Genomic DNA, 23,400 nt, shown 5'->3' on the forward strand with positions numbered 1-23,400 from the left:
CATGATCCCTTCCGTCTTGGGAGGGATCCACCATGTTATCCGATCGCCAAATGCAGATTCTCGAGGGCGCCAAGCGCTCGGGCAGGGTCACCGTCGACGAACTGGCGGGGCACTACGACGTTTCCGTGCAGACCATCCGCAAGGATCTGAACGAGCTTTGCGAGCAGCGGCTATTGTCCCGCGTGCATGGCGGCGCCGTTCTCTCCTCCGGCGTGGAGAATGTCGGCTATGACGCTCGGCGGACGATCGCGGCCGAGGAAAAGGCGGCGATCGGCAAGGCCGTCGCCGATCTCATTCCCGACCGGGCCTCGCTGTTCATCAATATCGGCACCACCACCGAAGCGGTCGCGCACGCCCTCCTTCGCCACGCCGGACTGATGGTGATCACCAACAACATCAACGTTGCCACGGCCATGCGGCCCTATCCGGAGATGGAGGTCGTGATCGCCGGCGGCGTCGTGCGCCGCTCCGACGGCGGTATCGTCGGCGAGGCAGCGGTCGATTTCATCCGCCAGTTCCGGGTCGACTTCGCCGTGATCGGCGTCTCGGCGATCGATGCCGACGGGTCGCTTCTCGACTTCGACTACCGCGAAGTACGCGTCGCCCAGGCGATCATCTCCAACGCCCGTCATGTGATTCTGGCGTCGGATTCGTCGAAGTTCGAGCGCAGCGCGCCGGTGCGCATCGGCCACCTCGACCAGATGGACACCTTCGTCACCGACATCGCCCCCGCCTCCATCCACCGCATCTGCCGCGACAACGATGTGCGCTTGATCGAAACCGCCCCACACGTCGGCGATCGAAACAGGCCTTCCCTTAGTTAATTTTCGTTTGACCTTCGATTTGGTTTCGTAATAACCTTCTCGTTGCTCGCAATCGCAACTTGAATGTTGCAACGCGAAGCCTGGGGAGGCTCTTCTGGACTACGACGTGTTCATCATCGGTGGCGGCATCAACGGCTGCGGCATCGCCCGCGACGCGGCGGGGCGCGGCTATCGGGTCGGCCTGGCCGAGATGAACGATTTGGCTTCCGGCACCTCCTCCTGGTCGACCAAGTTGGTCCATGGCGGTTTGCGTTATCTCGAACACTACGAATTCAGCCTTGTGCGCCATGCGCTGATGGAGCGCGAGGTGCTGTGGGGCATCGCACCGCACATCATCCGGCCGCTGCGTTTCATCCTGCCGCACCATTCCGGACTTCGGCCGGCATGGCTGCTGAGGCTCGGACTGTTCCTCTACGACCATCTCGGCGGCCGCAAGAAGCTGAGGGCGACGACGACGGTCGATCTCGACGGACCTATGGGCGCGCCGCTGAAGGACGAATTCCACAAGGGTTTTGAATATTCCGACGCCCGGGTGGACGATGCCCGCCTGGTCGTCCTCAACGCCCGCGACGCGGCGGCGCGCGGCGCCGACATCATGGTCCGCACCAAGGTGATCGAGGCCCGTCGCGAGGCCGGCCTTTGGCAGATCACCTTGGCCGACCAGGACGATGACCGGACCTACACGGTCTCCGCCCGCTTCCTCGTCAATGTCGGCGGCCCCTGGGTCGACGCGATCATCCAGACCGCGATGGGCCAGAACGAGGCCCACAACATCCGCCTTGTCCAGGGCTCCCACATCGTCACCCGCAAGCTCTACGACCATGACCGCGCCTATATCTTCCAGAACGCCGACGGGCGGATTATCTTCACGATCCCCTATGAGGAAGACTTCACCCTCGTCGGCACGACCGACCAGGATTTCGATGGCGATCCGGCCGACGCGGCGATCACCGGGGCGGAGACCCAGTATCTCCTCTCAGCGGCCAGCGAATATTTCAAACGACCGGTGGCCCCCGACGACATCGTCTGGTCCTATTCCGGTGTGCGCCCCCTTTTCGACGACGGCGCGTCCAAGGCGCAGGAGGCCACGCGCGACTACGTCCTGAAGGTCGAGGGCGACAAGGACGAACCGGCGGTTCTCAACGGTTTCGGCGGCAAGATCACCACCTATCGGGTGCTCTCCGAAGAGGTTCTGGAGAAGATCGAACGCCGCCTCGGCGCCAGGGGATCGCGCTGGACCGGCGACAAGCCGCTGCCCGGCGGCGACTTTCCGGTCGATGGCTTGGCCGCGCTGGAAGAGGAATTGCAACGCTCCGTTCCGGAACTCGATGCACGCACCGTTCGGCGTCTGGCGCGCGGCTACGGCACCGACATCCGCAAGTTCATTCGGCCCGGCGCGCTGGGGCTGGATTTCGGTCACGGGCTCTATGAGGCCGAAGTCGATTGGCTCGTCCTGAACGAGTGGGCGAGGACGGCGGAGGACATTCTCTGGCGCCGAACCAAGCTCGGGCTTCGGTTTGACGGGGACCAGCAATCAAGGCTTGCCGAACACATGAAGAATCGAAAAGCTGACTGGCGCAAAGCGGCCGAATAGCAGCCGCCTGGGAGGGCAATTTGCTCGAATTGCAGAACGTCAGCCGCAGCGTCGGCGGCGAAAAACACATTATCGACGTGTCGCTGACTCTCGAGCGTGGCTCGCTCAACGTGCTGCTCGGTCCGACGCTGGCCGGCAAGACCAGCCTGATGCGGCTGATGGCGGGCCTCGACGTCCCCACCTCTGGCCGCATCCTCATGGACGGGAAGGACGTGACCAGCGTTCCCGTGCGCAAGCGCAACGTCGCCATGGTCTACCAGCAGTTCATCAACTACCCCTCCTTCACCGTTTACGAGAACATCGCTTCGCCGATGCGGATCGCCGGTCATTCCAAGGCCGAGATCGAGGCGGCGGTGCACAAGGCGGCCGAGTTGATGAAGCTGACGCCGTTTCTCGACCGCACGCCGCTCAATCTCTCCGGCGGTCAACAGCAGCGCACGGCGCTGGCCCGCGCGCTGGTCAAGAACGCCGAACTGGTTCTGCTCGACGAACCGCTCGCCAATCTCGACTACAAGCTGCGCGAGGAATTGCGCGAGGAACTGCCGCGAATTTTCGCCGAAACGGGCGCGATCTTCGTCTACGCGACGACCGAGCCGCATGAGGCGCTGCTCTTGGGCGGGCGCACCGCGACGATGGCGAAAGGCCGCGTCACCCAGTTCGGCGAGACCACCGAGATCTACCGCCAGCCGCACGACCTGCTGACGGCGCGAACCTTCTCCGATCCGCCGCTCAACGTCATGGATTTCGTCAAGACCGGAACACACTTCGCCTCGCCGAACGGCGTCGTCTTCGATGCCGGACCCGCTTTTTCCGATCTTCCGGACGGTGCCTATCGCGGCGGCATCCGGCCGCATCATCTGGCGTTCGAGACCGGCGACGGCGGCTTTGAGGCGCAAGTCGTCCTGACCGAGGTCACCGGTTCGGAAACCTTCGTCCACGCCGATGTCGGCAACGACAGCATCATTGCCCTCGTCCACGGAGTCCGCCGCATCGAACCCGGCGATCCTATTCGCCTGTCCTTCGATCCGGCGAAAATCCTGATCTTCGACGAACACGGCAACGCCACGTCCGCGTCCGCGCGACAAGCGGCTTGAGGAGACGTTCATGGCTCGCATCCGTCTCGATCATATCCGCCACGCCTATTCGCGAGCGCTGGGCGACGCCGGCATCTACGCGCTCCGCGAGGTCGACCACGCCTTCGAGGATGGCGGCGCCTATGCCCTGCTGGGTCCGTCCGGCTGCGGCAAGACCACGCTGCTCAACATCATTTCCGGACTGCTGACGCCCTCCGAGGGGCACGTCTATTTCGACGACCGCGACGTCACCGAACTGACGCCCGAGGCGCGCAATATCGCCCAGGTGTTCCAGTTTCCGGTCATCTACGACACTATGACCGTGCGCCAGAACCTCGCCTTCCCCTTGAAGAACCGAAAGGTGCCGGCCGCCGAGATCAAGACCCGCGTAGAGGACATGATCCGCCGCATCGGTCTGGAAGCAAAGGCCGACCGCAAGGCCCGCGGCCTGACTGCCGACGAAAAACAGAAGATCTCGCTCGGGCGCGGCCTGGTGCGCTCCGACGTCAACGCGATCCTGTTCGACGAGCCGCTGACCGTCATCGATCCGCATATGAAGTGGCAGTTGCGCTCGGAGCTGAAGCAACTGCACCGGGAGTTCCAGATGACCATGGTCTACGTCACCCATGATCAGACCGAGGCGCTGACCTTCGCCGACAAGGTCGTCGTCATGTATGACGGCGAGGTCGTCCAGATTGGCACGCCGGAAGAGCTGTTCGAGCGGCCGAAACACACCTTCGTCGGCTATTTCATCGGCTCGCCCGGCATGAACGTCCTGCCCTGCCGGATGGAGGGCGGCGAGGCCGTCATCTCCGACATACGCATCGCCCTTCCCGGCAACCCGATCGGGTTCCGTTCAGGCCAGAAGACCGAACTCGGAATCAGGCCGGAATTCGTCGAGATCGTCGGCAGAAACGACGGCATCCCCGTCACGGTCGAGAAGGTCGAGGATGTCGGCTCGGAGCGCATCGTGCGCGCGACGCTGGCGGGCACGCGGCTGAGCGCCATCGTGCCGGAAGGCGCGAGCATTCCGGCGGACCCGGCCGTCCGCTTCGCGCCGGACGCGCTCAACCTTTACGCCGATTCCTGGCTGGTCGAGCGGGCATAGGGAGACAGATCATGGAAAAGACCTGGAACAACAAAGCCTGGTTCATGGTCCTGCCGGTGCTGCTGCTTGTCGCCTTCTCGGCGGTGGTCCCGCTGATGACGGTGGTCAATTATTCGGTGCAGGACACCTTCGGCAACAACCAGTTCTTCTGGGCCGGCACATCCTGGTTCCAGGACATCCTGACCTCGGCAAGATTCCACGACGCGCTGATCCGCAATCTGATGTTCTCGGGAATCATCCTGGCGATCGAGATTCCCCTCGGCATTCTGGTGGCGCTGTCGATGCCGAAGAAAGGCTTTTGGGTCTCCGTCTGCCTCGTCTTGATGGCGCTGCCGCTGCTGATCCCCTGGAACGTCGTCGGCACCATCTGGCAGGTCTTCGGCCGCACCGACATCGGGTTGCTCGGCTATTCGGTCGCGGCGCTCGGCATCGACTACAATTACGTCCGCGATCCGTTCGACGCCTGGGTCACCGTCATCGTCATGGATGTCTGGCACTGGACCAGCCTCGTGGTGCTGTTGTGCTACGCCGGCCTCGTCTCGATCCCAGACGCCTATTATCAAGCCGCCAAGATCGACGGCGCGTCGCGCTGGGCCGTCTTCCGCTTCATCCAGCTGCCGAAGATGGGCCGGGTGCTTTTGATCGCCGTACTCTTACGCTTCATGGATAGCTTCATGATTTACACCGAGCCCTTCGTCGTCACCGGCGGGGGTCCGGGCAACTCGACCACCTTCCTGTCGATCGACCTCGTCAAGCTCGCGATCGGCCAGTTCAACCTCGGCGAGGCGGCCGCCATGTCGCTCGTCTACTTCTTGATCATCCTCGCGCTCTCCTGGGTCTTCTACACCGTGATGACCAACGCCGGAGCCGACAAGCCGCTGACGGGAGTTTCGGAATGAGCGATCAAACCACCACCGCCGGCCACGAGACCCACCGCGGCCTGCCGGCAGCGAGCCATTCGGAAACCGCGCTCAGGACGCGTGAGCGGGCACGAACACGCCACTTCCGCTGGAAGGCATTGATCCCGATCGTCTACATCCTGTTCTTGATGCTGCCGATCTACTGGCTCATCAATATGAGCTTCAAGACCAACCAGGAAATCCTGTCGAGCGTCACGCTCTTCCCGGCCAATCCGACGCTCGCCAATTACGCGGTGATCTTCACCGACCCATCCTGGTATTCGGGCTACATCAACTCGATCATCTACGTGGCCATGAACACGGTGATCTCGGTGGCGGTGGCCTTGCCGGCCGCCTACGCCTTTTCGCGCTACCGCTTCCTTGGCGACAAGCACCTGTTCTTCTGGCTGCTGACCAACCGGATGGCGCCGCCGGCGGTGTTCGCCCTGCCCTTCTTCCAGCTCTATTCGGCCTTCGGACTGATCGACACGCATATCGCGGTGGCGCTCGCCCACACACTCTTCAACGTGCCGCTCGCCGTCTGGATTCTGGAAGGCTTCATGTCGGGAATTCCGAAAGAGATCGACGAGACCGCCTATATCGACGGCTATTCGTTCCCGCGCTTCTTCTTCAAGATCTTCACGCCCCTGATCGCCAGCGGCATCGGCGTCGCCGCCTTCTTCTGCTTCATGTTCTCATGGGTGGAGCTGTTGATCGCGCGGACGCTGACGGTGACCGACGCCAAGCCGATCTCGGCAATCATGACCCGCACGGTCTCGGCGTCGGGCATGGATTGGGGCGTTCTGGCCGCAGCCGGCGCGCTGACCATCATTCCCGGCGCGATCGTCATCTGGTTCGTGCGTAACTACATCGCCAAGGGCTTCGCCCTGGGGAGGGTTTGATGGATTTCTCATGGATGGCCTGGACCTGGCCGACCGCGATTTTCTTCCTAGTGATCTTCGCCATGATCGCCGGCATGGGCGTCTGGGAATACGCCTCCCCCGGCGGCAGTCCCCGCGTCGGCATCCTGCGCTTCGAGACGACCCGCGGCGACCGCCTGTTCGTCTCGCTGCTCGGCTCGGCCTTTATCTGCCTTGCCTGGCTCTGGGGCGTCGACCTGTCTCTCTGGTACGCGCTGATCGTATGCGCGGTCTTCTTCATTCTCGTCTTTCGCCTCGTCTAGCGAGGCGGATTCCGGCCACTCCGCGTCCCACCGGTCGTCGCGGATCCGCCACACCAAAAGACCGGCACTCGTTTTGGGAGGTATAAGACTATGAAACGCCATCTGATGGGCTCGGCAGCGATGCTGGCCATCGCGCTCGCATCCGCGCCGGCTTTCGCCGACATGGAAGCGGCCAAAAAATTCCTCGATGCCGAAATCAAGGAGGTGTCGACCCTCGACCGCGCCGATCAGGAAGCGGAAATGCAGTGGTTCGTCGACGCAGCCAAGCCGCTGTCGGGCATGGACATCAAGGTCGCCTCGGAAACGCTGACCACGCATGAATACGAATCCAAAGTGCTGGCGCCCGCCTTCGAGGCGATCACCGGCATCAAGGTCACCCACGACCTGATCGGCGAGGGCGACGTCGTCGAAAAGCTGCAGACGCAGATGCAGTCGGGTGAGAATATCTACGACGCCTACATCAACGATTCCGACCTGATCGGGACCCACTGGCGCTACCAGCAGGCCCGCAGCCTGACCGACTGGATGGCCGGCGAAGGCAAGGATGTCACCAATCCGGGCCTCGACCTGGAAGATTTCATCGGCACCTCCTTCACCACCGCGCCAGACGGCAAGCTCTACCAGCTTCCCGACCAGCAATTCGCGAACCTCTACTGGTTCCGCTACGACTGGTTCAACGACGAGAAAAACAAGGCCGACTTCAAGGAGAAGTACGGCTACGATCTCGGCGTTCCGGTCAACTGGTCGGCCTATGAGGACATCGCCGAGTTCTTTACCGGCCGCGACGTCGACGGCAAGAAAGTCTATGGCCACATGGACTATGGAAAGAAGGATCCCTCGCTCGGCTGGCGCTTCACCGACGCCTGGCTGTCGATGGCCGGCAATGGCGACAAGGGCATTCCGAACGGCAAGCCCGTCGACGAATGGGGCATCCGCGTCAATGACAAAGACCAACCGACCGGCTCCTGCGTCGCCCGGGGCGGCGACACCAACGGCCCGGCGTCTGTCTACGCCATCCAGAAATATCTCGACTGGTTGAAGGCCTATGCGCCGCCGGCCGCCCAGGGCATGACATTCTCCGAATCCGGTCCGGTGCCGGCGCAGGGCGAGATCGCCCAGCAGATCTTCTGGTACACCGCTTTTACCGCCGACATGGTGAAGGACGGCCTGTCGGTCGTGAACGAGGACGGCACGCCGAAATGGCGCATGGCCCCCTCGCCACACGGCGTCTACTGGAAGGAGGGCATGAAGCTCGGCTACCAGGACGTCGGTTCCTGGACGCTGATGAAGTCGACCCCGGTCGATCGCGCCAAGGCCGCCTGGCTCTACGCGCAGTTCGTCACCTCGAAGACCGTCGACGTGAAGAAGAGCCATGTGGGCCTGACCTTCACCCGCGAATCGACGATCCGCGACGCCAGCTTCACCGAGCGGGCACCGAAGCTCGGTGGTCTCATCGAGTTCTACCGCTCGCCGGCGCGCGTGCAGTGGTCGCCGACGGGCACCAACGTGCCGGACTACCCGAAGCTGGCGCAACTCTGGTGGCAGGCGATCGGCGATGCAGCCTCCGGCGCCAAGACGGCGCAGGGAGCCATGGATTCGCTCTGCGCCGAGCAGGAGCAGATCCTGGAGCGTCTCGAGCGCGCCGGGATCCAGGGCGACATCGGCCCGAAGCTCAACGAGGAGCAGGATCTGGCCTATTGGGTCGAGGAGGCCAAGAAGAACGGCACGCTCGCCCCTCAGCCCAAGATCGAGAACGAAAAAGAACAGCCGATGACCGTCAACTACGACGAGCTGGTCAAGAGCTGGGCTGACGCCAACGCGGCCAGTGGCGACGCCGCCATGGAAAAGCCGGCCGCCAAATAATCGGCCGGTCCGCAACGACAAGGAAAGCCGGGCTCGCCCCGGCTTTCTGCTATTCGCGTACAACCTTGCGCCTCAGGGAGAAACGCCCATGTCCGGATACGCCCTCGCCATCGACCAGGGCACGACATCGTCACGCGCCATTGTCTTCGACGACGGCTTTCGCATCGTCGGCGTGGGGCAACAGGAGTTTCCGCAGCATTTTCCGCGCTCGGGCTGGGTCGAGCATGATCCCGAAGACATCTGGCGCTCGGTCGTCGCCACGGTCCGCATCGCCCTCGCCGACGCGTCGCTGTCGGCCTCCGACATCGCCGCAATCGGCATCACCAATCAGCGCGAGACCGCGCTGATCTGGGACCGCGACACCGGCAAGCCGATCCACAACGCCATCGTCTGGCAGGATCGCCGCACCGCCGACATCTGCCGCAAGCTCGTCGATGATGGCGCCGAGCCGGAGATCACGGCAAAGACCGGTCTGATCGTTGACCCCTATTTCTCCGGCACCAAGATCGCCTGGATGCTCGACCATGTGGAGGGCGCACGCGCCAAGGCCGAGGCCGGCAAGCTCGCCTTCGGCACGGTCGACACCTTCCTGCTCTGGCGCCTCACTGGCGGCAAGGTCCACGCGACCGACACCACCAATGCCTGCCGCACCATGCTGTTCGACATCGAGGCGAACGCCTGGGACGACGACCTCCTCAGGCTGCTGAACGTCCCCCGCGCGCTCTTGCCGGAGGTGAAGGACTGCGACGCCGAATTCGGCGTGACCGAGACGTCGTTGTTCGGCGCTGCGATCCCGGTCTGCGGGATCGCCGGCGACCAGCACGCGGCGACGCTCGGCCAGGCCTGTTTCGCGCCGGGGATGCTGAAATCCACTTACGGCACCGGCTGCTTCGCGGTGCTCAACACCGGCGATACCCGCGTGCCATCCTCCAACCGGCTTTTGACCACGATCGCCTATCGCCTGTCCGGCAAGACCGCATTCGCCCTCGAAGGCTCGATCTTCATCGCCGGGGCTGCCGTGCAATGGCTCCGCGACGGGCTCGGCGTCGTCGAGCGCGCCGATCGCACCGGCCCGATGGCGGCCGAGGCCGACGACGCCCAGGACGTCTACATGGTGCCGGCCTTCACCGGGCTCGGCGCGCCCTGGTGGGACGCGGAGGCGCGCGGCGCGATCTACGGCCTGACCCGCAACACCGGTCCGAACGAGATCGCCCGCGCGGCGCTCGAGGCCGTCTGCTTCCAGACCGCCGACCTTCTCTCGGCCATGAAGAAAGACTGGACCGGCGCGAGCGACACGATCCTGCGCGTCGACGGCGGCATGGTCGCATCGGACTGGACGATGCAGCGCCTCGCCGACCTTCTCGATGCGCCGGTCGACCGTCCGGTCGTGCTGGAAACGACAGCGCTCGGCGCTGCCTGGGTGGCTGGACAGAAGGCAGGCGTTTGGCCGGACATGGCCGGCTTTTCCGAGCGCTGGCGGTTGGAGCGCCGCTTCGAGCCGCAAATGGACGCGGCCACGCGCGGGCGCAAGCTCGCCGGCTGGGCCGACGCGGTGCGCCGGACATTGACGTGACCGCGCATCGCGGCGGAAACGCAACGCATCTTCCGCAGCTCCAATTGACCTTTACCGCCCGATCGGGTCAGAGAAAGCAGCGTTCGCCGCCACACGGCGCGCTCTCGCCGGCCCTCCACCCCGCAGCAAAGGCATCCTCCGATGGCTACCAAAGACGTTGTCTACATCGCCCTCTTCGCCGCTCTGATGGCCGTCCTTGCGGTATTCCCGCCGCTGACGATCCCGGCCCTCGGGGTGCCGATCACCGCGCAGTCGATGGGCGTCATGCTGGCCGGCGGCATCCTCGGCGCCAAGCGCGGCGCACTGTCTATGGTCCTCTTCCTTGTGCTGGTGGCCATCGGCCTGCCGCTCCTGTCGGGCGGGCGCGGCGGCATCGGCGTCTTCGCGGGCCCGACCGCCGGCTTCCTGTTCGGCTGGATCGTCGCCGCCTATGTCATCGGCTGGCTGACCGAGCGTTTCTGGACCAGCCTCGGCTTTGTCGGCGCCTTCCTGATCTCGGTCTTCGGCGGCATCGTCGTTCTCTACGCGATCGGCATCCCGGTGGTTGCCGCCATCGCCGACATTCCGCTCTGGACGGCCCTCACCGGCTCGGCTGCCTTCATCCCGGGTGATTTGATCAAGGCCGGCATCGCCGCGGCGGTGATCACGACCGTCAAGCGGTCCTACCCGCTGATCCCCTCGCGAGTGCGCGCGGGCCGGGCCTGACGGCAGACCCGCGGTCGATGATCGAGCTCGCCGGAGTTTCGCTCGAGCGCGCTGGGCGCCGGATCCTCGTCGATCTGGACCTTCGGCTCGCGGAACGGCGGATCGCGATCATCGGCGCCAACGGCTCCGGCAAGAGCACCTTCGCCCGGCTGCTCAACGGGCTGATCCTGCCGACCACCGGGCAGGTCGCCGTCGGCGGGCTCGACACCCGGACGAAGGGCCGCGAGGTGCGCCGCCAGGTGGGCTTCGTCTTTCAGAACCCGGACAATCAGATCGTCTATCCGACCGTCGGTGAGGATCTCGCTTTCGGGCTCAAGGGTCGCGGCGTCGCGGCCGCCGCCATTCCCGGCAAGGTGGAACGAACGCTCGACCGCTTCGGCCTGGACGGTTTCGGCGATCGGCTCGTCCACGAGCTCAGTGGCGGCGAACGCCAGATGGTGGCGCTGGCCGGCGTCATGATCCTCGAACCCGCCTGGCTCGTCCTCGACGAACCGACGACGCTCCTCGACCGGCGCAACACCCGTCGCGTCATGGAAGCGGTAGCAGCACTGGATCAGCACGTCCTCCTCGTCACTCATGATCTCGATCTCCTCGCCGGTTTCGACCGGGTTCTGGTCTTCGACGAAGGGAAACTCATCACCGACGCCGCGCCAAAGGAAGCGATCTCGGCCTATCTGGGGATCGTCGGGTGATCGCCGGCCTCTACCGGCCGGGTTCGAGCCCCGTCCACTGCGTCAGCGCGTCGGTAAAGCTCATCGCCCTCCTCGTGCTTGGAACCGTCCTCTTCGCCTTCGACGAAGCGTGGCTCGCGGCAACCGCGCTCGTCATGGTCCTTGCCGGCTACGCGCTGGCACGCATTCCAGCCCAGGTCGCCTTCGCCCAGATCCGCCCGGTTCTCTGGGTCCTCGCCGTTCTGTTCGCGGCACAGCTGTGGCTGGCCGATCTTTCCGCGGCGCTGCTTCTCGTCCTGCGCTTCGCCGCCCTGATCCTCGCCGCCTCCCTGGTCACCCTGACCACACGCACGACCGACCTCGTCGCCGTCATCGAACGGGCGCTCAGCCCCCTCGCCCGCCTCGGGTTCGATGTCGGCAAGGTGAGCCTGGCGATATCCCTGGCGATCCGCTTCATCCCGGCGGTCGGCGCGATCGTCGAGGAAGTCCGCGAGGCCCAGCGCGCGCGCGGACAGGACCGCTCGATCGTCGCGCTCGCGGTTCCGGTGATCGTGAGGCTCCTGAAGATGGCCGACGAGATCGCCGAGGCGATCGACGCGCGGTCCTGACACGCCGCCTCCGTCGCGATGGGGACATTTTCCCGATCCTTGGCGTCGACGCGTGGCAACGGCAGCGCGTGCTATGTTCTCGGATCGGGGCACTGTTAAAAAGATGATTGGGAGGATCGCCACAATGGCTTGGCTTCGCTCGGCGCTAGGCGCCGCCTTGTTGCTCGCGGTTTTCTTGACCGGCGCGATGGCGCAGGAAAAAATCCGCGTCGGCGTGCTCAAATACGGCACCGTCAACTGGGCGCTCGACGCTATGACCCGCAATGGGCTCGACGAGAAGAATGGCGTCGATGTTGAGATCGTCCCCTTCGCCGGCGAGGATGCCTCCACCGTTGCGATCCAGGCCGGCGACGTCGATATCATCGTTTCCGACTGGCTGTGGGTCTCGCGCCAGCGGTCGGCCGGGGCCGACTTGACCTTCGCACCCTATTCGACATCGGTCGGCTCGATGATGGTCGCCGGCGACAGTGAAATGAAGGCTCTCGGTGACCTGAAAGGCAAGACCATCGGCGTCGCCGGCGGGCCGCTCGACAAGAACTGGTTGCTGATCCAGGCACTTGCCAAAAAGAAATACGGGATCGACCTGGCGAGCGAAAACGATGTGGTTTTTGGCGCGCCGCCGCTGCTGATGGCCAAGGCCCAGTCCAGTGAACTCGACGCTGTCCTGAATTTCTGGCACTACGCCGCGCGCCTCGAGGCGGAAGGATTTCGCACGCTGATTTCGGGAACCGACGCAGCCATCCAGATGGGAACCTCGGGTCCGGTCGCGGCGCTTGGCTGGGTATTCCGCGACAGCTTCGCCGAGAAGAACCCCAAGGCGATCGAGGGCTTTCTTGCCGCCGACAAGGCGACGAAAGCGCTGCTCGCATCATCCGACGAGGAGTGGCGGACACTGGCCCCCCTGACCAAGGCCGAGGACGACAAGACGCTGCAAACCCTGCGAGATCGCTACCGGGAGGGCATTCCGTCTCGCAGCGCCGCAAAGGAGCAAGCCGATACCAAGATGCTCTACGAATTGCTCGCCGAGATTGGCGGAGAAAAGCTCGTCGGGCCGTCCACTGAGCTGTTCGAGGGCACATACTGGCCCGACCTCGCCGATGGCGGCTGATAGTCCCCCCATAGCAGGTGGGCGCCGCTGCGTCGCTCGCGCTGGCCCGGCCCTGATGACGCTTTTGTCGCTGGCAGGCCTGCTCGCCCTTTGGTGGGTCGGGGCGACCTTCGCCGACAGCCGCGCCCTGCCGGCGCCGCCCGCCGTGCTCGACGCCTTCTGGCGCGACGCAAGGACCGGCGAGCTGTTCTTTCACCTCGCCATGACGTTGTTTCGCGTCGCCGTCTCCTTCGTGCTTGCCATGGCGATCGGCGCGGCGATCGGCATCGCGCTGGGACTCAACCGCGACGCCAACCGGTTCTTCGATCCTTGGGTGATCCTCTTCCTTAACCTCCCAGCGCTTGTCGTCATCGTCCTCGCCTATATCTGGTTCGGCCTCAATGAGGCCGCCGCCATCGGCGCCATCGCGGTCAACAAGATCCCCAATGTCGTCGTGACGATGCGCGAGGGTGCCCGCGCCCTCGACCGGAACCTGAGCGAGATGGCGTCCGTCTACCGCTTCGGCCGGGCAAAGACGATGCGCCACGTGGTGATCCCGCAATTGCAGCCCTATTTCGCCGCCGCGTCCCGCTCCGGCATCGCGCTGATCTGGAAGATCGCGCTGGTGGTCGAACTCCTCGGCCGCTCGAACGGCGTCGGCTTCCAGATCTATCTCTATTTCCAACTGTTCGACGTGGCCGCCATTCTCGCCTACACGCTGGCCTTCGTCGCCATCATGCTCCTGATCGAGTTCCTGCTTGTCCAACCGCTCGAAGCCTATTCCACCCGCTGGCGCATCCGGCCCGCTTGACGTCCTCGTCCGCGACAAGACCTTCCACGCGGTCGACGGCGCAGAAGTGCGGGCAATCGCCGAGATCGCCTTCCAGGCGCCGCCCGGCAGCTTCACCACGCTGATCGGCCCATCCGGCTGCGGCAAGACGACGACGCTCCGGATCATCCTCGGCTTGGACACCGACTTTTCCGGTCACGTCCGGTTGCCGGACGAGACCGGGCGCGTCGCCGCCGTCTTCCAGGAGCCGCGCCTCCTGCCCTGGCGGACGGTCGAAGACAACGTCCGGCTGGCGCTGCCCGAGGCGAAGGCCGACGCCGACTTGGGCGATCTCTTCGCCATCCTCGGCTTGGATGAGATGCGCTCGCGCTATCCGGGGGAATTGTCGCTGGGCCTCGCGCGCCGGGTCGCGCTCGCCCGTGCCTTCGCTATCGAGCCGGCGCTGCTGCTGCTCGACGAACCCTTCGTCTCGCTCGACGAAATGACCGCGAACCGTCTGCGGGAGCTCCTGATGACGGTCTGGTCGGCCCGGCCGACGACGGCGCTGATGGTCACCCACAATCTGAGGGAAGCGCTGCAACTGTCAGATCGCATCGTCTTTCTGACGGCGCGGCCGGCGACCGGGCGCGGCGTCTACGAGATCGACACGCCCCGCGCCGAGCGGGATGCGGTGTGGGCGGAACACACGCTGCAGGCGGTGGACGCAGCATTTCCGGGGGTTCTGTGAAGATGGCCGACGGGCTGAATTTCACGGTGATCCGCTGCGGAAATCATCGGGAAGGCTTGCCCCTTCCCGCTTGACCTCCCCTCCCGCTCATCCGACTCTCGCGACCATGAGCACGATTCGATCCGTCTGCGTCTATTGCGGCTCCTCGGCGGGCCGTGATCCGCTTTACATCGATAGCGGACGAAAGCTCGGCGAGGCGCTCGGCAACGCCGGCATGCGGCTCGTCTATGGTGGCGGCACGCGCGGCATCATGGGCGCCGTTTCCGAGGGCGTCATCGCGGCGGGCGGCGGCGTCACCGGCATCATCCCGCGCTTCCTCATCGATATGGAGGCAACCGAGCGCGAACTGAAGCGGCTGGACGAGTTGATCGTTACCGAGGACATGCACGAGCGCAAGCATTTGATGTTTCAGCGCTCGGACGCCTTCGTCGCTCTGCCCGGCGGCATCGGTACGCTGGAGGAACTGGTCGAGATCCTGACCTGGAGCCAGCTCGGCCGGCACGAAAAACCCATCGTCATCGCCAATATCGGCGGCTTCTGGGACCCGCTCTCGCGGCTGCTCGACCATATGGGCGACGAAGGCTTTCTCCATCGCGCCCATCAGGTCCGGCCGATCGTCATCGACGATGTCGCTGACATTGTTCCGCACCTTCTTGGCGCGGCACCGGTGGACGACGGCGAAGGCCGGCCGGAGATCATCGAGCGGCTTTGAGCCTCAGCGTCCCGCGCCACGGTTGCGCAATCACGCTTTCGTCCTAGATGCCGGGGACGCGGCCATGCCGCTCTCCCCTCGCGTGACAAGGACCCACCCGCCCATGGCCGAGAAGCGCTCGACCCCGAAACTTGAAATCCGCACGGCCGAAAAGAGCGACGTCGCCGCCATCATCGCCCTCTCAGCCAAGGTCTTCAAGGACGAGCCGGCCTATACGCGCGGTATGATTCTGGGGCAGCTCTCGGCCTTCCCGGAGGGTCAGTTCGTCGTCGCCTACGAGGGCGAGATCGTCGGCTATGCCGCGACCATGATCCTGTCCGAGGACAAGGCGCTGGGTCAGCACACATGGGCGGAGGTGACCGGCGGCGGTTACGCGGCGATGCACGATCGCCGGGGGGAATGGCTCTATGGTACCGAAATCTGTGTCGATCCGGACCGGCGGCGCCTCAGGATCGGCAAGCGCCTCTATGACGCGCGGCGGCGGCTTTGCCAGGATCTGCATCTCAAGGGCATCGCTTTTGGCGGCCGGATGCCGGGCTATCAGCGCAACGCCAGGAAATATGCGTCGCCGCAGGCCTATCTCGAAGCCGTCAAGGCCAGCGAGGTGAAGGACCCGGTCGCCTCCTTCCATCTGAAAGCCGGCTTCGAGCCGGAAACCCTTTTGAAGGATTATTATCCGAGCGACCGCGCCTCCGGCGGCTACGGCGTGCTCATGGTCTGGCGCAACCCCTATTTCGATCCATCCCGTCAAGAGCAGCCGGTCAATCGCGGCAATCCGGATGTGGTGCGCGTCGTCACCGTCCAGATGAAGGCGCGGCGGATCGAAAAGCCGCAGGATTTCTACGACGCGGTCGACTATTTCGTCGAGGTCGCGTCGGAGTATGGCGGCGATTTCGTCGTCTTTCCCGAGCTGTTCACGCTGATGCTTCTGTCCTGCGAGGCCGAGGAATTGAAGCCGGAGGCCGCGATCCAGCGGCTGACCGAGCACACGCCGGACTTCGTCGCGCGGCTGACCGACATGGCGATCCGCAGGAACATCAACATCATCGGCGGCAGCCACGCCACCAAGACCGACGATGGCGACATCCAGAATGTCGGCTACGTGTTTCTGCGCGACGGCTCTGTCCATGCCCGTGAGAAGATCCACCCGACGCCGAACGAGCGGCAATACTGGCAGATCAAGGGCGGCGATCCGATCGACACGATCGAGACCGATTGCGGCTCGATCGGCGTGATGATCTGCTACGATTCCGAATTCCCGGAGGTCGCCCGGCGGCTTACCGACCAGGGCGCGCGCATCCTGTTCGTGCCGTTCAACACCGACACCCGCCACGGCTATCTGCGCGTGCGCTATTGCTGCCAGGCGCGGGCGATCGAGAACCAGTGCTACGTGGTCACCTCGGGCATGACCGGCAATCTCGGCAATGTCGACAATCTCGACATCGAATACGCCCAGTCCGGCATCTTCACGCCGTGCGACTTTCCCTTCGCCCGCGACGGCATTGCCGCCGAAGCCTCGGAGAATGTCGAGATGGTGACCGTCGCCGACCTCAACCTGGCGACGCTCGGCTGGGCCCGCTACGAGGGCTCGGTGCGCAATCTGCGCGACCGCCGGCTCGATCTCTACCGCACGACATGGTCCGACGGCGGCTGACCGGTTTCCTGAGCGCGCGCAAGGAATGGCGCTCGCTCAGAGGCCCTGCGGCCGCAGCGCTCGCCGCGCCGCCCGGCCCTTCTGGAACAGCGCAAAGGTGTAAAGCGCCAGCGCTGCCCAGATGAAACCGAAGGCGACCAGCTGCCAGATATCGAAGGGCTCGCCGAACAGGAAGATCGCTCCCAGGAAAAGCAGCGTCGGCACCATGTATTGCAAGACGCCGATCGTCGAATAGTGCAACAGCCGCGCGCCGGTCGCGAACAGGATCAGCGGGATCGCGGTCAGCGGACCCGTTCCGATGAGCAGCGCCGTCTCCACTCCATCGTGGAGGAAACGGCTCTCGCCCGCCATCGCCACAAGCACGACCGCCGAGGGTAACGCCAGGATCATTACCTCCAGGAAGAAGCCCTCGCTGGCTCCCACGGGGACCATCTTGCGCAGCAATCCGTAGACGCCGAACGAAAAGGCCAGCGTCAGGGATATCCAGGGAAGACCGCCGGCCCGTACCGTCAAAATGACGACGGCGACGGTGGCAAGTCCGATCGCGAAGGACTGCGGCCGGTTCGGCCGCTCGCCAAGGACGATGGCGCCGAGCAGGATGTTGACCAGCGGGTTGATATAATAGCCGAGCGCGGCATCGAGCGCCTGCCCCGACACGATGGCGTAGACGTAGGTTCCCCAGTTGACCGAGATCAGCGTCGCGGCCAGTGCCGCCAACGCCACGGTCCGCACATTGGCGAAATGCCGCCAGACCGTCCCGAGCACCCCCTGCCACCAAAGGATCAGCATGGCGACGGGGATCGCCCATAAAATTCGATGCGCCACGATCTCGAAGGGCGAGACATGGTCGAGCAGCTTCATGTAGATCGGGAGGATCAGTCCCCAGATGGCAAAGGCCCCAAGGGCGTAGGCGAAGCCCTTGTTTGATCCGGCGTCGGCCGCTGGCATGACATCGCTCGATCATGGAATGGAATGAGCATGGTCTAGCAGGCCATGCCGGCTGGCGACAGCCGGTTTCTGGTGATCGTAGTGATCCGTTTTGGTGATGGGTTGTCGCCGGATGGACGATTATGGCGCCCGCGCGAAGCGGTCGGTGGCTTCCAGCAGTTCGTGCAGGATGCCCGGCTCGGCGAAGGCGTGGCCGGCGCCCTCCACCATCCGGTAGTCGGCTTTCGGCCATGCCTGGGCGAGCTGCCAGCTGGTGACCGCCGGCGTGACCACGTCGTAACGGCCTTGGACGATGACGCCTGGAATATCCGCCAGACGGTGTCCGTCGCGGATCAACTGCCCCTCCTTGAGCCAGAGGTCGTGGTAGAAATAATGGTTCTCGATCCGGGCGAAGGCGATCGTGGCGTCGGACACCGCCCCGCCGCTGCCGTTTTCACCTGCCGGGGTCTGCCGCAACATGACCGTCGCCGACTCCCAGTTCGTCCACGCGCGTGCCGCCGCGGCGCGGACGGCGCGATCGGGATGGGTGAGCCGTTTGCGATAAGCCGCGACGAGGTCGTCCTGCTCGGCCGCCGGGATTTGCCCCACCAGATCCTCCCAGCGATCCGGGAAAAGCCGGTTGGCACCGCGCTCGTAGAACCATTCGAGTTCGGAGCGCCGGCCGGTGAAGACGCCGCGCAGGATCATGCCGCTCACCCGCTTCGGGTGCGTCTCGGCATAGGCCAGCGCCAGCGTCGCGCCCCAGGAGCCGCCGAACAGCAGCCAGCGTTCCACGCCGAGCAAGGCGCGCAGGCGCTCCAGATCGGCGACGAGGTGCCAGGTGGTATTGGCGTCCAGACGACCGAGGGGCGTCGAGCGGCCACAGCCACGCTGGTCGAACAATATGATGCGATAGCGCGCCGGATCGAACAGCCGACGGTGCTGCGACGAGGCGCCGCTGCCGGGTCCACCATGCAGGAAGACGACGGGTCTGCCATCGGGATTGCCGCACAGCTCATAATAGAGCTGGTGCCCGTCGCCGACGTCGAGGCGACCGGTCTGATAGGGCTCGAGGCCGGGAAAGGGTTTGCGAAGCGGACCTGTCATTAGAAGTGATTACTAGCGCTGTCTGATGAAATGGACAGGGACGCTCGACCGCATCCGATCAAAACCGACACCGAGCGCGCTTGCATCCCTGCAGTTAATGTACATATTTTATAGACAAAAATGAGGGAGCTTGGCCATGACCGAAAAAACCGTGACCGCCACCGTGTTCAAGTCGGACTGCCTCAAGCTCATCGACGCTATGAATCGCGATCACGAACCGGTCGTGGTGACGCGCCACGGCAAGCCGGTGGCGAGGCTAGTGCCAGTCGAGACGAATGAGGGGCGCCAGTCCTTGTTCGGCGCGATGAAGGACACGATTCACTACGACGACGATCTTATCGAACCGGCAGCCGACCCGTCGGAATGGGAAGCACTTCGGTGATCCTTCTCGATACCCATTGCCTCATCTGGTACCTGAAAGGCGATCGGCGTCTGGGACCGCGGGCGCGAGAAAGGATCGATGACGAGCGTGGGCCGGATGGGGGAGCCGCAAGCATTGCCGCGATCACCCTGTGGGAAATCGCGATCCTCGTGTCAAAGGACCGCGTCAGTGTGGGCCAGGATCTGGGCGCCTGGTTTTCCTGGCTCCTGGAGGACGGCCGCATGAGACTCTTGCCGCTGGGACCGCCTGTAGCCGTCGACAGCGCCAATTTGCCGGGCTCCTTCCACGGCGATCCGTCCGACCGCCTGATCGTGGCGACAGCCCGCCACCACGACCTGCCACTGTTGACGGCTGATCGCGCCATCCTGTCCTATGGCGCGGAAGGCCACGTCCGTGTGATCGACGCAGCTAAATGAGAGACGTGAATGCCCCAAGTGGGTGGGTCAGCGTCTACCGCTTCACTTCCCAAGTGGTCACCCGCTCGCCGGTCTCCGGGTCCTTGCCGTCCTTGAGCTGGATGCCCTTGGCCAAAAGCTCGTCGCGAATCCTGTCAGCTTCGGGCCAATTCTTCTCGCGGATGAGTTCGAGGCGTCCAGTAATGGCGGCCCATACAGTCTCCCTCGCTTCTTTCTCTAGGAGGACGTCAGCATCTGCCGCGAACTGCGTCAAAAAGTCTGTTTCCTCGAAGCCTAACAGCCTCAGCGCGAGCCGAAAGGACCTTCGACTCTCTTCTTGCCCACCCGTAGCTGCTCGGGCCAAGCTGTGAAGTTCGTTGATGAACCGGGGCGTGTTTAGATCATCCAAAAGCGGGTTCACATCCGCGAGGACAGCTGAGTAACCAATAGTCTCAGCTCCAAACGCGACATCGGCCCATCGGCTCAGAATAGCCGCAGCCTCCTCCAGCCGCTTCACAGAAAAGTCGATCGGCTCGCGATAGTGGGTCATCAGCATGGCCAGCCGCAGTACCTCGCCCGGCCATTTCCGCCCGCCAAATTTTTCGGTGTGCAGGAGGTCGTGAATGGTGACGAAGTTCCCCTCCGACTTACTCATCTTGCGGCCCTCGACCTGCAGATAGCCGTTGTGCATCCACACCTGCGCCATCTGGTCGGTACCGTGGGCGCAGCGCGACTGGGCGATCTCGTTCTCGTGGTGCGGAAAGATCAGGTCGAGGCCGCCGCCGTGGATGTCGAAAGTCTTGCCGAGATAGGCTTCGCTCATCGCCGAGCATTCGATGTGCCAGCCGGGCCGGCCTCTTCCCCACGGACTATCCCAGCCGGGCTCATTCTCGGTCGAGAGCTTCCACAGGACGAAGTCGCCGGGATTCTTCTTGTGGCTGCCGGCGGCGATCCGCGCCCCGGCCTGCTGGTCCTCCAGCCGCCGGTTCGACAATTTGCCGTAATCGGGCATCGAGGTGACGTCGAACAGCACCTCGCCGCCCGCCTCATAGGCGTTGCCCTTGTCGATCAGCGTCTGGATCATCGACACCATGTCGTGGCCGTCGGCGTGTCCGGTGACGAAGTCGGTGGCGCGCGGCTCGTGCGTCGGGGGAAGGCAGCCGAGCGCCTTGACGTCGTCATGGAACTGATCGGCGGTCGCCTGCGTCACCTTGGCGATCGCCGCGTTCAGCGGCAGGTCCGGATAGTCCCGCGCCGCCCGTGCGTTGATCTTGTCGTCGACGTCGGTGATGTTGCGGACATAGGTGACAAGATCTTCGCCGTAGAGGTGACGCAGCAGCCGGTAGAGGACGTCGAACACGATGACCGGCCGGGCGTTGCCGATATGGGCGTAGTCGTAGACGGTCGGGCCGCAAACATACATACGCACGCGCCGGTCTGCCTCGGCCTTTGCCGAATCCTGCCAATCCAGCGGCCGAAACTCCTCCTTCGTCCGCGTCATCGTGTTCCAGAGCCTCAGCCCGCGAAACCCGTCATCCATGCGTCGTCCTCGTCGCGCTCGTAATTGCAGCGCTCTCGCTAGCGCCAATCGAGGCGGCTGACAAACGCGCTTCGCCTCGCCTCCGCCGAACAACTTGTCTGACTGCGACAAATGTCCCGTGATCGCCCGTGAGGTTCCGCGCAACAATCGTCCGATTTTCCAGTGGAATCAGGAAAATTCATGCCGCTTTGGAACCGCAGCCTTGTGGCGGGATTATCACTTCATATTGTCAAGAAGGACAAAGGCTTAGGGCGTTAAGTTCGTCTTAGCCATTGCCCTTGAAAATGGCACGATCGGGGTGCCCTGTAGCTGTCCAAACAAGCCACGGATCGAGGCCATGAAAACCGAGACAATTCAATTTCGCTCCAAGAGCGACCGCGAGCGTGACGTAGATCTTGAGCGCAACTACCACGAGATCGGCATCCCCGCGATTGCGGCGGCGAGCCAGGGCTGCTGCAAGCAGAAGCAGGCGAAGGCTGACACTTCGAACGCTAAAAAAGACGCCGGCTGACGAGTTACCCGCCTCCAACTAGCAGGCCGGTTGCCAGCATCGCCATCACAGCGGCGATCGAAAGGTCCAAAATCCGCCATGCGGCGGGTTTTCGAAAGAGCGGTGCCAGCAATCGCGCGCCGTAGCCAAGCGCCACGAACCACACGAGCGAGGCGGCCATCGCGCCGCCGGCATAGGCGGCTTTCTCCGCCCCCGTTGCGTATCGCGCCGAAAGGCTTCCCAGCAGAACCACCGTATCCAGATAGACATGCGGGTTGAGGAATGTCAGCCCGAGCACCGTCGCGAGCGCCGCGCGCAGGCTCATGAGCCGGCCGCCCCGCACGGCCATGGCGTTGCGGTCGAAGGCACGGCGCAGGGCGAGGAACGCATAGACGTACAGGAACGCAGCGCCGGCGAAGGTGACGAACCGGACCACACCGGGCGCGCCGGTGATCAGGCTGCCGAGTCCGGCGACGCCGGCGGCGATCAACACAGCATCCGACAGACTGCAGACCAGCACGACGGCGAGGACGTGATTGCGCACGAGCCCGCGTTCGAGCACGAACGCGTTCTGCGCGCCGATCGCCACGATCAGCCCGAGTCCGAGGGCAAAGCCGCCAAAGGACGCCGGCAGAAGGTCCGTCATGGCTGTCCGTATCGCTCGGTTTGCGTTTGGAAGAAGTCGGTCAAAGCAGTTTCCGCTGAACCTCGAGCGCCGCGTCTCCCCCGGTTTTCAGCGGTTCCGCCTCGGCGATCGGGCGCTGGATGTCCGGATCGGTATTCGCCACTGCGTTGACGCGGTCCGACACGCGCACCGGGTCGAAGAAATCGTCGTTGGCGGCATACAGAATATCGGCGACCGCCGCAGGGTCGTTGTCCCGACAGTTCAGCCAGCGTGTGTGGTCAGCCGGCGCCACGACGACCGGCATCCGCTCGTGGATCTGCGCGATCCGCCGGTTGGCGGCCGTCGTCAGGATCGCGGCGGTGTCGACTTCGCTGCCGTCGGCGCCAAGCCAGGTTTCCATCAATCCCGCAAAGCAGAAGGGCCTGCCATCGCCGGGCCGCAGAAAATAGGCCTCGGATTTCGCCCTCCCGCGCCGCCGCCATTCGTAGAAGCCGCTGGCGGGGATCAGGCAGCGGCGGTATCGCATCGCCGCGCGAAAGGAATTCTTCTCGGCGGCCGTCTCGGCCCGGGCGTTGAACAGCAGCGGAAAACTCCGCCAATCCTTGACCCAGGCGGGAATGAACCCCCAACGGGCGAGAAGCGCCGTGCGATGAAGAAAATTCGCCCCCGGCCGCTCCTCCTGGCCGCCGATTGCGATCAGAATGGGCTGGGTGGGCGCGATGTTATAGCGCGGGGGAAACGGCTCGATCTCCGCCAGCGCAAGCATTTCGGCTATCGTCTCGGGGGTTGCCGTCAGGGTAAAGCGTCCGCACATGGCGCTGTTGAGCCGGAGCGACGACATGAAGTCAAGAAGTGCGCGGGCA

General features: G+C 64.3%; 25 protein-coding genes. 20 read left to right on the top strand and 5 right to left on the bottom strand.

All coding sequences use genetic code 11. The annotated features are described in order from the left end of the window. Window positions 1–32: 32 nt before the first annotated feature. The 17 genes from VSX60_RS13810 (at window position 33) to VSX60_RS13890 (ending at window position 17,071) form a co-directional block, all read left to right on the top strand. Window positions 33–824: a DeoR/GlpR family DNA-binding transcription regulator gene (locus VSX60_RS13810; protein WP_327624802.1), complete on the top strand. Its 792-nt coding sequence runs from the start codon at window positions 33–35 to the stop codon at window positions 822–824. A 106-nt stretch (window positions 825–930) separates the two neighbouring features. Further along, window positions 931–2,418: a glycerol-3-phosphate dehydrogenase gene (glpD, locus tag VSX60_RS13815; protein WP_327624803.1), complete on the top strand. Its 1,488-nt coding sequence runs from the start codon at window positions 931–933 to the stop codon at window positions 2,416–2,418. Between the two features lie 20 nt (window positions 2,419–2,438). Further along, the gene (locus VSX60_RS13820; RefSeq protein ID WP_327624804.1) at window positions 2,439–3,512 is read left to right on the top strand and encodes an ABC transporter ATP-binding protein; all 1,074 of its coding nucleotides are present in this window, start codon (window positions 2,439–2,441) and stop codon (window positions 3,510–3,512) included. Between the two features lie 10 nt (window positions 3,513–3,522). Further along, complete coding sequence (locus tag VSX60_RS13825; RefSeq protein ID WP_327624805.1) at window positions 3,523–4,599, top strand: ABC transporter ATP-binding protein; 1,077 nt, start codon at window positions 3,523–3,525, stop codon at window positions 4,597–4,599. Between the two features lie 11 nt (window positions 4,600–4,610). Then, entirely contained in the window at window positions 4,611–5,498 is an 888-nt protein-coding gene (locus VSX60_RS13830) for a carbohydrate ABC transporter permease (protein WP_327624806.1), read from the top strand. Continuing rightward, on the top strand, window positions 5,495–6,400 hold the full coding sequence (locus tag VSX60_RS13835) for a carbohydrate ABC transporter permease (RefSeq protein WP_327624807.1): 906 nt from the start codon (window positions 5,495–5,497) through the stop codon (window positions 6,398–6,400). Before VSX60_RS13830 ends, VSX60_RS13835 begins: the two co-directional genes overlap by 4 nt. Further along, window positions 6,400–6,681, top strand: coding sequence for a DUF2160 domain-containing protein (locus VSX60_RS13840; RefSeq protein WP_327624808.1), 282 nt, complete (start codon window positions 6,400–6,402; stop codon window positions 6,679–6,681). Before VSX60_RS13835 ends, VSX60_RS13840 begins: the two co-directional genes overlap by 1 nt. Before the next feature lie 90 nt (window positions 6,682–6,771). Further along, window positions 6,772–8,544 (top strand): ABC transporter substrate-binding protein, encoded by a 1,773-nt coding sequence (locus VSX60_RS13845; protein WP_327624809.1) that lies wholly within the window; start codon window positions 6,772–6,774, stop codon window positions 8,542–8,544. 88 nt (window positions 8,545–8,632) lie between these two features. Continuing rightward, the gene (gene glpK, locus VSX60_RS13850) at window positions 8,633–10,117 is read left to right on the top strand and encodes a glycerol kinase GlpK (RefSeq protein WP_327624810.1); all 1,485 of its coding nucleotides are present in this window, start codon (window positions 8,633–8,635) and stop codon (window positions 10,115–10,117) included. A 141-nt stretch (window positions 10,118–10,258) separates the two neighbouring features. Further along, window positions 10,259–10,822 (top strand): biotin transporter BioY, encoded by a 564-nt coding sequence (locus tag VSX60_RS13855; RefSeq protein WP_327624811.1) that lies wholly within the window; start codon window positions 10,259–10,261, stop codon window positions 10,820–10,822. A 17-nt stretch (window positions 10,823–10,839) separates the two neighbouring features. Continuing rightward, on the top strand, window positions 10,840–11,514 hold the full coding sequence (locus tag VSX60_RS13860; protein WP_327624812.1) for an energy-coupling factor ABC transporter ATP-binding protein: 675 nt from the start codon (window positions 10,840–10,842) through the stop codon (window positions 11,512–11,514). Then, window positions 11,511–12,101 (top strand): energy-coupling factor transporter transmembrane component T family protein, encoded by a 591-nt coding sequence (locus tag VSX60_RS13865; RefSeq protein WP_327624813.1) that lies wholly within the window; start codon window positions 11,511–11,513, stop codon window positions 12,099–12,101. The genes VSX60_RS13860 and VSX60_RS13865 overlap by 4 nt, the downstream gene beginning before the upstream one ends. A gap of 124 nt (window positions 12,102–12,225) precedes the next feature. Next, the gene (locus VSX60_RS13870) at window positions 12,226–13,209 is read left to right on the top strand and encodes an ABC transporter substrate-binding protein (protein ID WP_327624814.1); all 984 of its coding nucleotides are present in this window, start codon (window positions 12,226–12,228) and stop codon (window positions 13,207–13,209) included. 52 nt (window positions 13,210–13,261) lie between these two features. Beyond that, window positions 13,262–13,999 (top strand): ABC transporter permease, encoded by a 738-nt coding sequence (locus tag VSX60_RS13875; RefSeq protein ID WP_327624854.1) that lies wholly within the window; start codon window positions 13,262–13,264, stop codon window positions 13,997–13,999. Further along, window positions 13,947–14,705 carry an ABC transporter ATP-binding protein gene (locus VSX60_RS13880; RefSeq protein WP_327624815.1) on the top strand — a complete coding sequence of 253 codons (759 nt, stop codon included), beginning with the start codon at window positions 13,947–13,949 and terminating at the stop codon, window positions 14,703–14,705. The genes VSX60_RS13875 and VSX60_RS13880 overlap by 53 nt, the downstream gene beginning before the upstream one ends. Before the next feature lie 106 nt (window positions 14,706–14,811). Further along, window positions 14,812–15,417 carry a TIGR00730 family Rossman fold protein gene (locus VSX60_RS13885; RefSeq protein ID WP_327624816.1) on the top strand — a complete coding sequence of 202 codons (606 nt, stop codon included), beginning with the start codon at window positions 14,812–14,814 and terminating at the stop codon, window positions 15,415–15,417. A gap of 103 nt (window positions 15,418–15,520) precedes the next feature. After that, a complete protein-coding gene (locus VSX60_RS13890) occupies window positions 15,521–17,071 on the top strand; it encodes a GNAT family N-acetyltransferase (RefSeq protein WP_327624817.1) in 1,551 nt (516 codons plus the stop codon). 36 nt (window positions 17,072–17,107) lie between these two features. On the opposite strand, the gene rarD is transcribed toward VSX60_RS13890, so the two are convergent. Both rarD and pip read right to left on the bottom strand, forming a co-directional pair. Continuing rightward, window positions 17,108–18,019, bottom strand: a complete 912-nt coding sequence (rarD, locus tag VSX60_RS13895; protein WP_327624818.1) for an EamA family transporter RarD — start codon at window positions 18,017–18,019, stop codon at window positions 17,108–17,110. 120 nt (window positions 18,020–18,139) lie between these two features. Next, window positions 18,140–19,105 (bottom strand): prolyl aminopeptidase, encoded by a 966-nt coding sequence (pip, locus tag VSX60_RS13900; protein ID WP_327624819.1) that lies wholly within the window; start codon window positions 19,103–19,105, stop codon window positions 18,140–18,142. A gap of 136 nt (window positions 19,106–19,241) precedes the next feature. On the opposite strand from pip, the gene VSX60_RS13905 reads away from it, so the two are divergent. Beyond that, window positions 19,242–19,487, top strand: a complete 246-nt coding sequence (locus tag VSX60_RS13905) for a type II toxin-antitoxin system Phd/YefM family antitoxin (RefSeq protein WP_327624820.1) — start codon at window positions 19,242–19,244, stop codon at window positions 19,485–19,487. Then, a complete protein-coding gene (locus VSX60_RS13910; protein WP_327624821.1) occupies window positions 19,484–19,903 on the top strand; it encodes a type II toxin-antitoxin system VapC family toxin in 420 nt (139 codons plus the stop codon). The genes VSX60_RS13905 and VSX60_RS13910 overlap by 4 nt, the downstream gene beginning before the upstream one ends. A gap of 34 nt (window positions 19,904–19,937) precedes the next feature. On the opposite strand, the gene cysS is transcribed toward VSX60_RS13910, so the two are convergent. Next, window positions 19,938–21,422 (bottom strand): cysteine--tRNA ligase, encoded by a 1,485-nt coding sequence (cysS, locus tag VSX60_RS13915; RefSeq protein ID WP_327624822.1) that lies wholly within the window; start codon window positions 21,420–21,422, stop codon window positions 19,938–19,940. A 337-nt stretch (window positions 21,423–21,759) separates the two neighbouring features. Between cysS and VSX60_RS13920 the strand changes: the two genes are divergently transcribed. Further along, window positions 21,760–21,933 carry a hypothetical protein gene (locus VSX60_RS13920; protein ID WP_327624824.1) on the top strand — a complete coding sequence of 58 codons (174 nt, stop codon included), beginning with the start codon at window positions 21,760–21,762 and terminating at the stop codon, window positions 21,931–21,933. Between the two features lie 4 nt (window positions 21,934–21,937). On the opposite strand, the gene VSX60_RS13925 is transcribed toward VSX60_RS13920, so the two are convergent. Both VSX60_RS13925 and VSX60_RS13930 read right to left on the bottom strand, forming a co-directional pair. Further along, on the bottom strand, window positions 21,938–22,558 hold the full coding sequence (locus tag VSX60_RS13925) for a LysE/ArgO family amino acid transporter (protein ID WP_327624825.1): 621 nt from the start codon (window positions 22,556–22,558) through the stop codon (window positions 21,938–21,940). A gap of 40 nt (window positions 22,559–22,598) precedes the next feature. Continuing rightward, on the bottom strand, window positions 22,599–23,378 hold the full coding sequence (locus tag VSX60_RS13930; RefSeq protein ID WP_327624826.1) for an SOS response-associated peptidase: 780 nt from the start codon (window positions 23,376–23,378) through the stop codon (window positions 22,599–22,601). Window positions 23,379–23,400: the final 22 nt, after the last annotated feature.

The sequence above is a fragment of the Aurantimonas sp. A3-2-R12 genome, assembly GCF_036016755.1.
In the GTDB taxonomy this organism is placed as follows: Bacteria; Pseudomonadota; Alphaproteobacteria; order Rhizobiales; family Rhizobiaceae; genus Aurantimonas; species Aurantimonas coralicida_A.

Excerpts from the sequence above, each read along its gene's own strand:
- VSX60_RS13920 (WP_327624824.1), top strand. The coding sequence starts at position 21,760 with ATGAAAACCGAGACAATTCAATTTCGCTCCAAGAGCGACCGCGAGCGT.
- VSX60_RS13830 (WP_327624806.1), top strand. The coding sequence starts at position 4,611 with ATGGAAAAGACCTGGAACAACAAAGCCTGGTTCATGGTCCTGCCGGTG.
- VSX60_RS13890 (WP_327624817.1), top strand. The coding sequence starts at position 15,521 with ATGGCCGAGAAGCGCTCGACCCCGAAACTTGAAATCCGCACGGCCGAA.
- cysS (WP_327624822.1), bottom strand. The coding sequence starts at position 21,422 with ATGGATGACGGGTTTCGCGGGCTGAGGCTCTGGAACACGATGACGCGG.
- VSX60_RS13905 (WP_327624820.1), top strand. The coding sequence starts at position 19,242 with ATGACCGAAAAAACCGTGACCGCCACCGTGTTCAAGTCGGACTGCCTC.
- pip (WP_327624819.1), bottom strand. The coding sequence starts at position 19,105 with ATGACAGGTCCGCTTCGCAAACCCTTTCCCGGCCTCGAGCCCTATCAG.
- VSX60_RS13930 (WP_327624826.1), bottom strand. The coding sequence starts at position 23,378 with ATGTCGTCGCTCCGGCTCAACAGCGCCATGTGCGGACGCTTTACCCTG.
- VSX60_RS13845 (WP_327624809.1), top strand. The coding sequence starts at position 6,772 with ATGAAACGCCATCTGATGGGCTCGGCAGCGATGCTGGCCATCGCGCTC.
- VSX60_RS13835 (WP_327624807.1), top strand. The coding sequence starts at position 5,495 with ATGAGCGATCAAACCACCACCGCCGGCCACGAGACCCACCGCGGCCTG.
- VSX60_RS13925 (WP_327624825.1), bottom strand. The coding sequence starts at position 22,558 with ATGACGGACCTTCTGCCGGCGTCCTTTGGCGGCTTTGCCCTCGGACTC.
- VSX60_RS13870 (WP_327624814.1), top strand. The coding sequence starts at position 12,226 with ATGGCTTGGCTTCGCTCGGCGCTAGGCGCCGCCTTGTTGCTCGCGGTT.
- VSX60_RS13885 (WP_327624816.1), top strand. The coding sequence starts at position 14,812 with ATGAGCACGATTCGATCCGTCTGCGTCTATTGCGGCTCCTCGGCGGGC.
- glpK (WP_327624810.1), top strand. The coding sequence starts at position 8,633 with ATGTCCGGATACGCCCTCGCCATCGACCAGGGCACGACATCGTCACGC.
- VSX60_RS13855 (WP_327624811.1), top strand. The coding sequence starts at position 10,259 with ATGGCTACCAAAGACGTTGTCTACATCGCCCTCTTCGCCGCTCTGATG.
- VSX60_RS13860 (WP_327624812.1), top strand. The coding sequence starts at position 10,840 with ATGATCGAGCTCGCCGGAGTTTCGCTCGAGCGCGCTGGGCGCCGGATC.
- rarD (WP_327624818.1), bottom strand. The coding sequence starts at position 18,019 with ATGCCAGCGGCCGACGCCGGATCAAACAAGGGCTTCGCCTACGCCCTT.
- VSX60_RS13840 (WP_327624808.1), top strand. The coding sequence starts at position 6,400 with ATGGATTTCTCATGGATGGCCTGGACCTGGCCGACCGCGATTTTCTTC.
- VSX60_RS13825 (WP_327624805.1), top strand. The coding sequence starts at position 3,523 with ATGGCTCGCATCCGTCTCGATCATATCCGCCACGCCTATTCGCGAGCG.
- VSX60_RS13810 (WP_327624802.1), top strand. The coding sequence starts at position 33 with ATGTTATCCGATCGCCAAATGCAGATTCTCGAGGGCGCCAAGCGCTCG.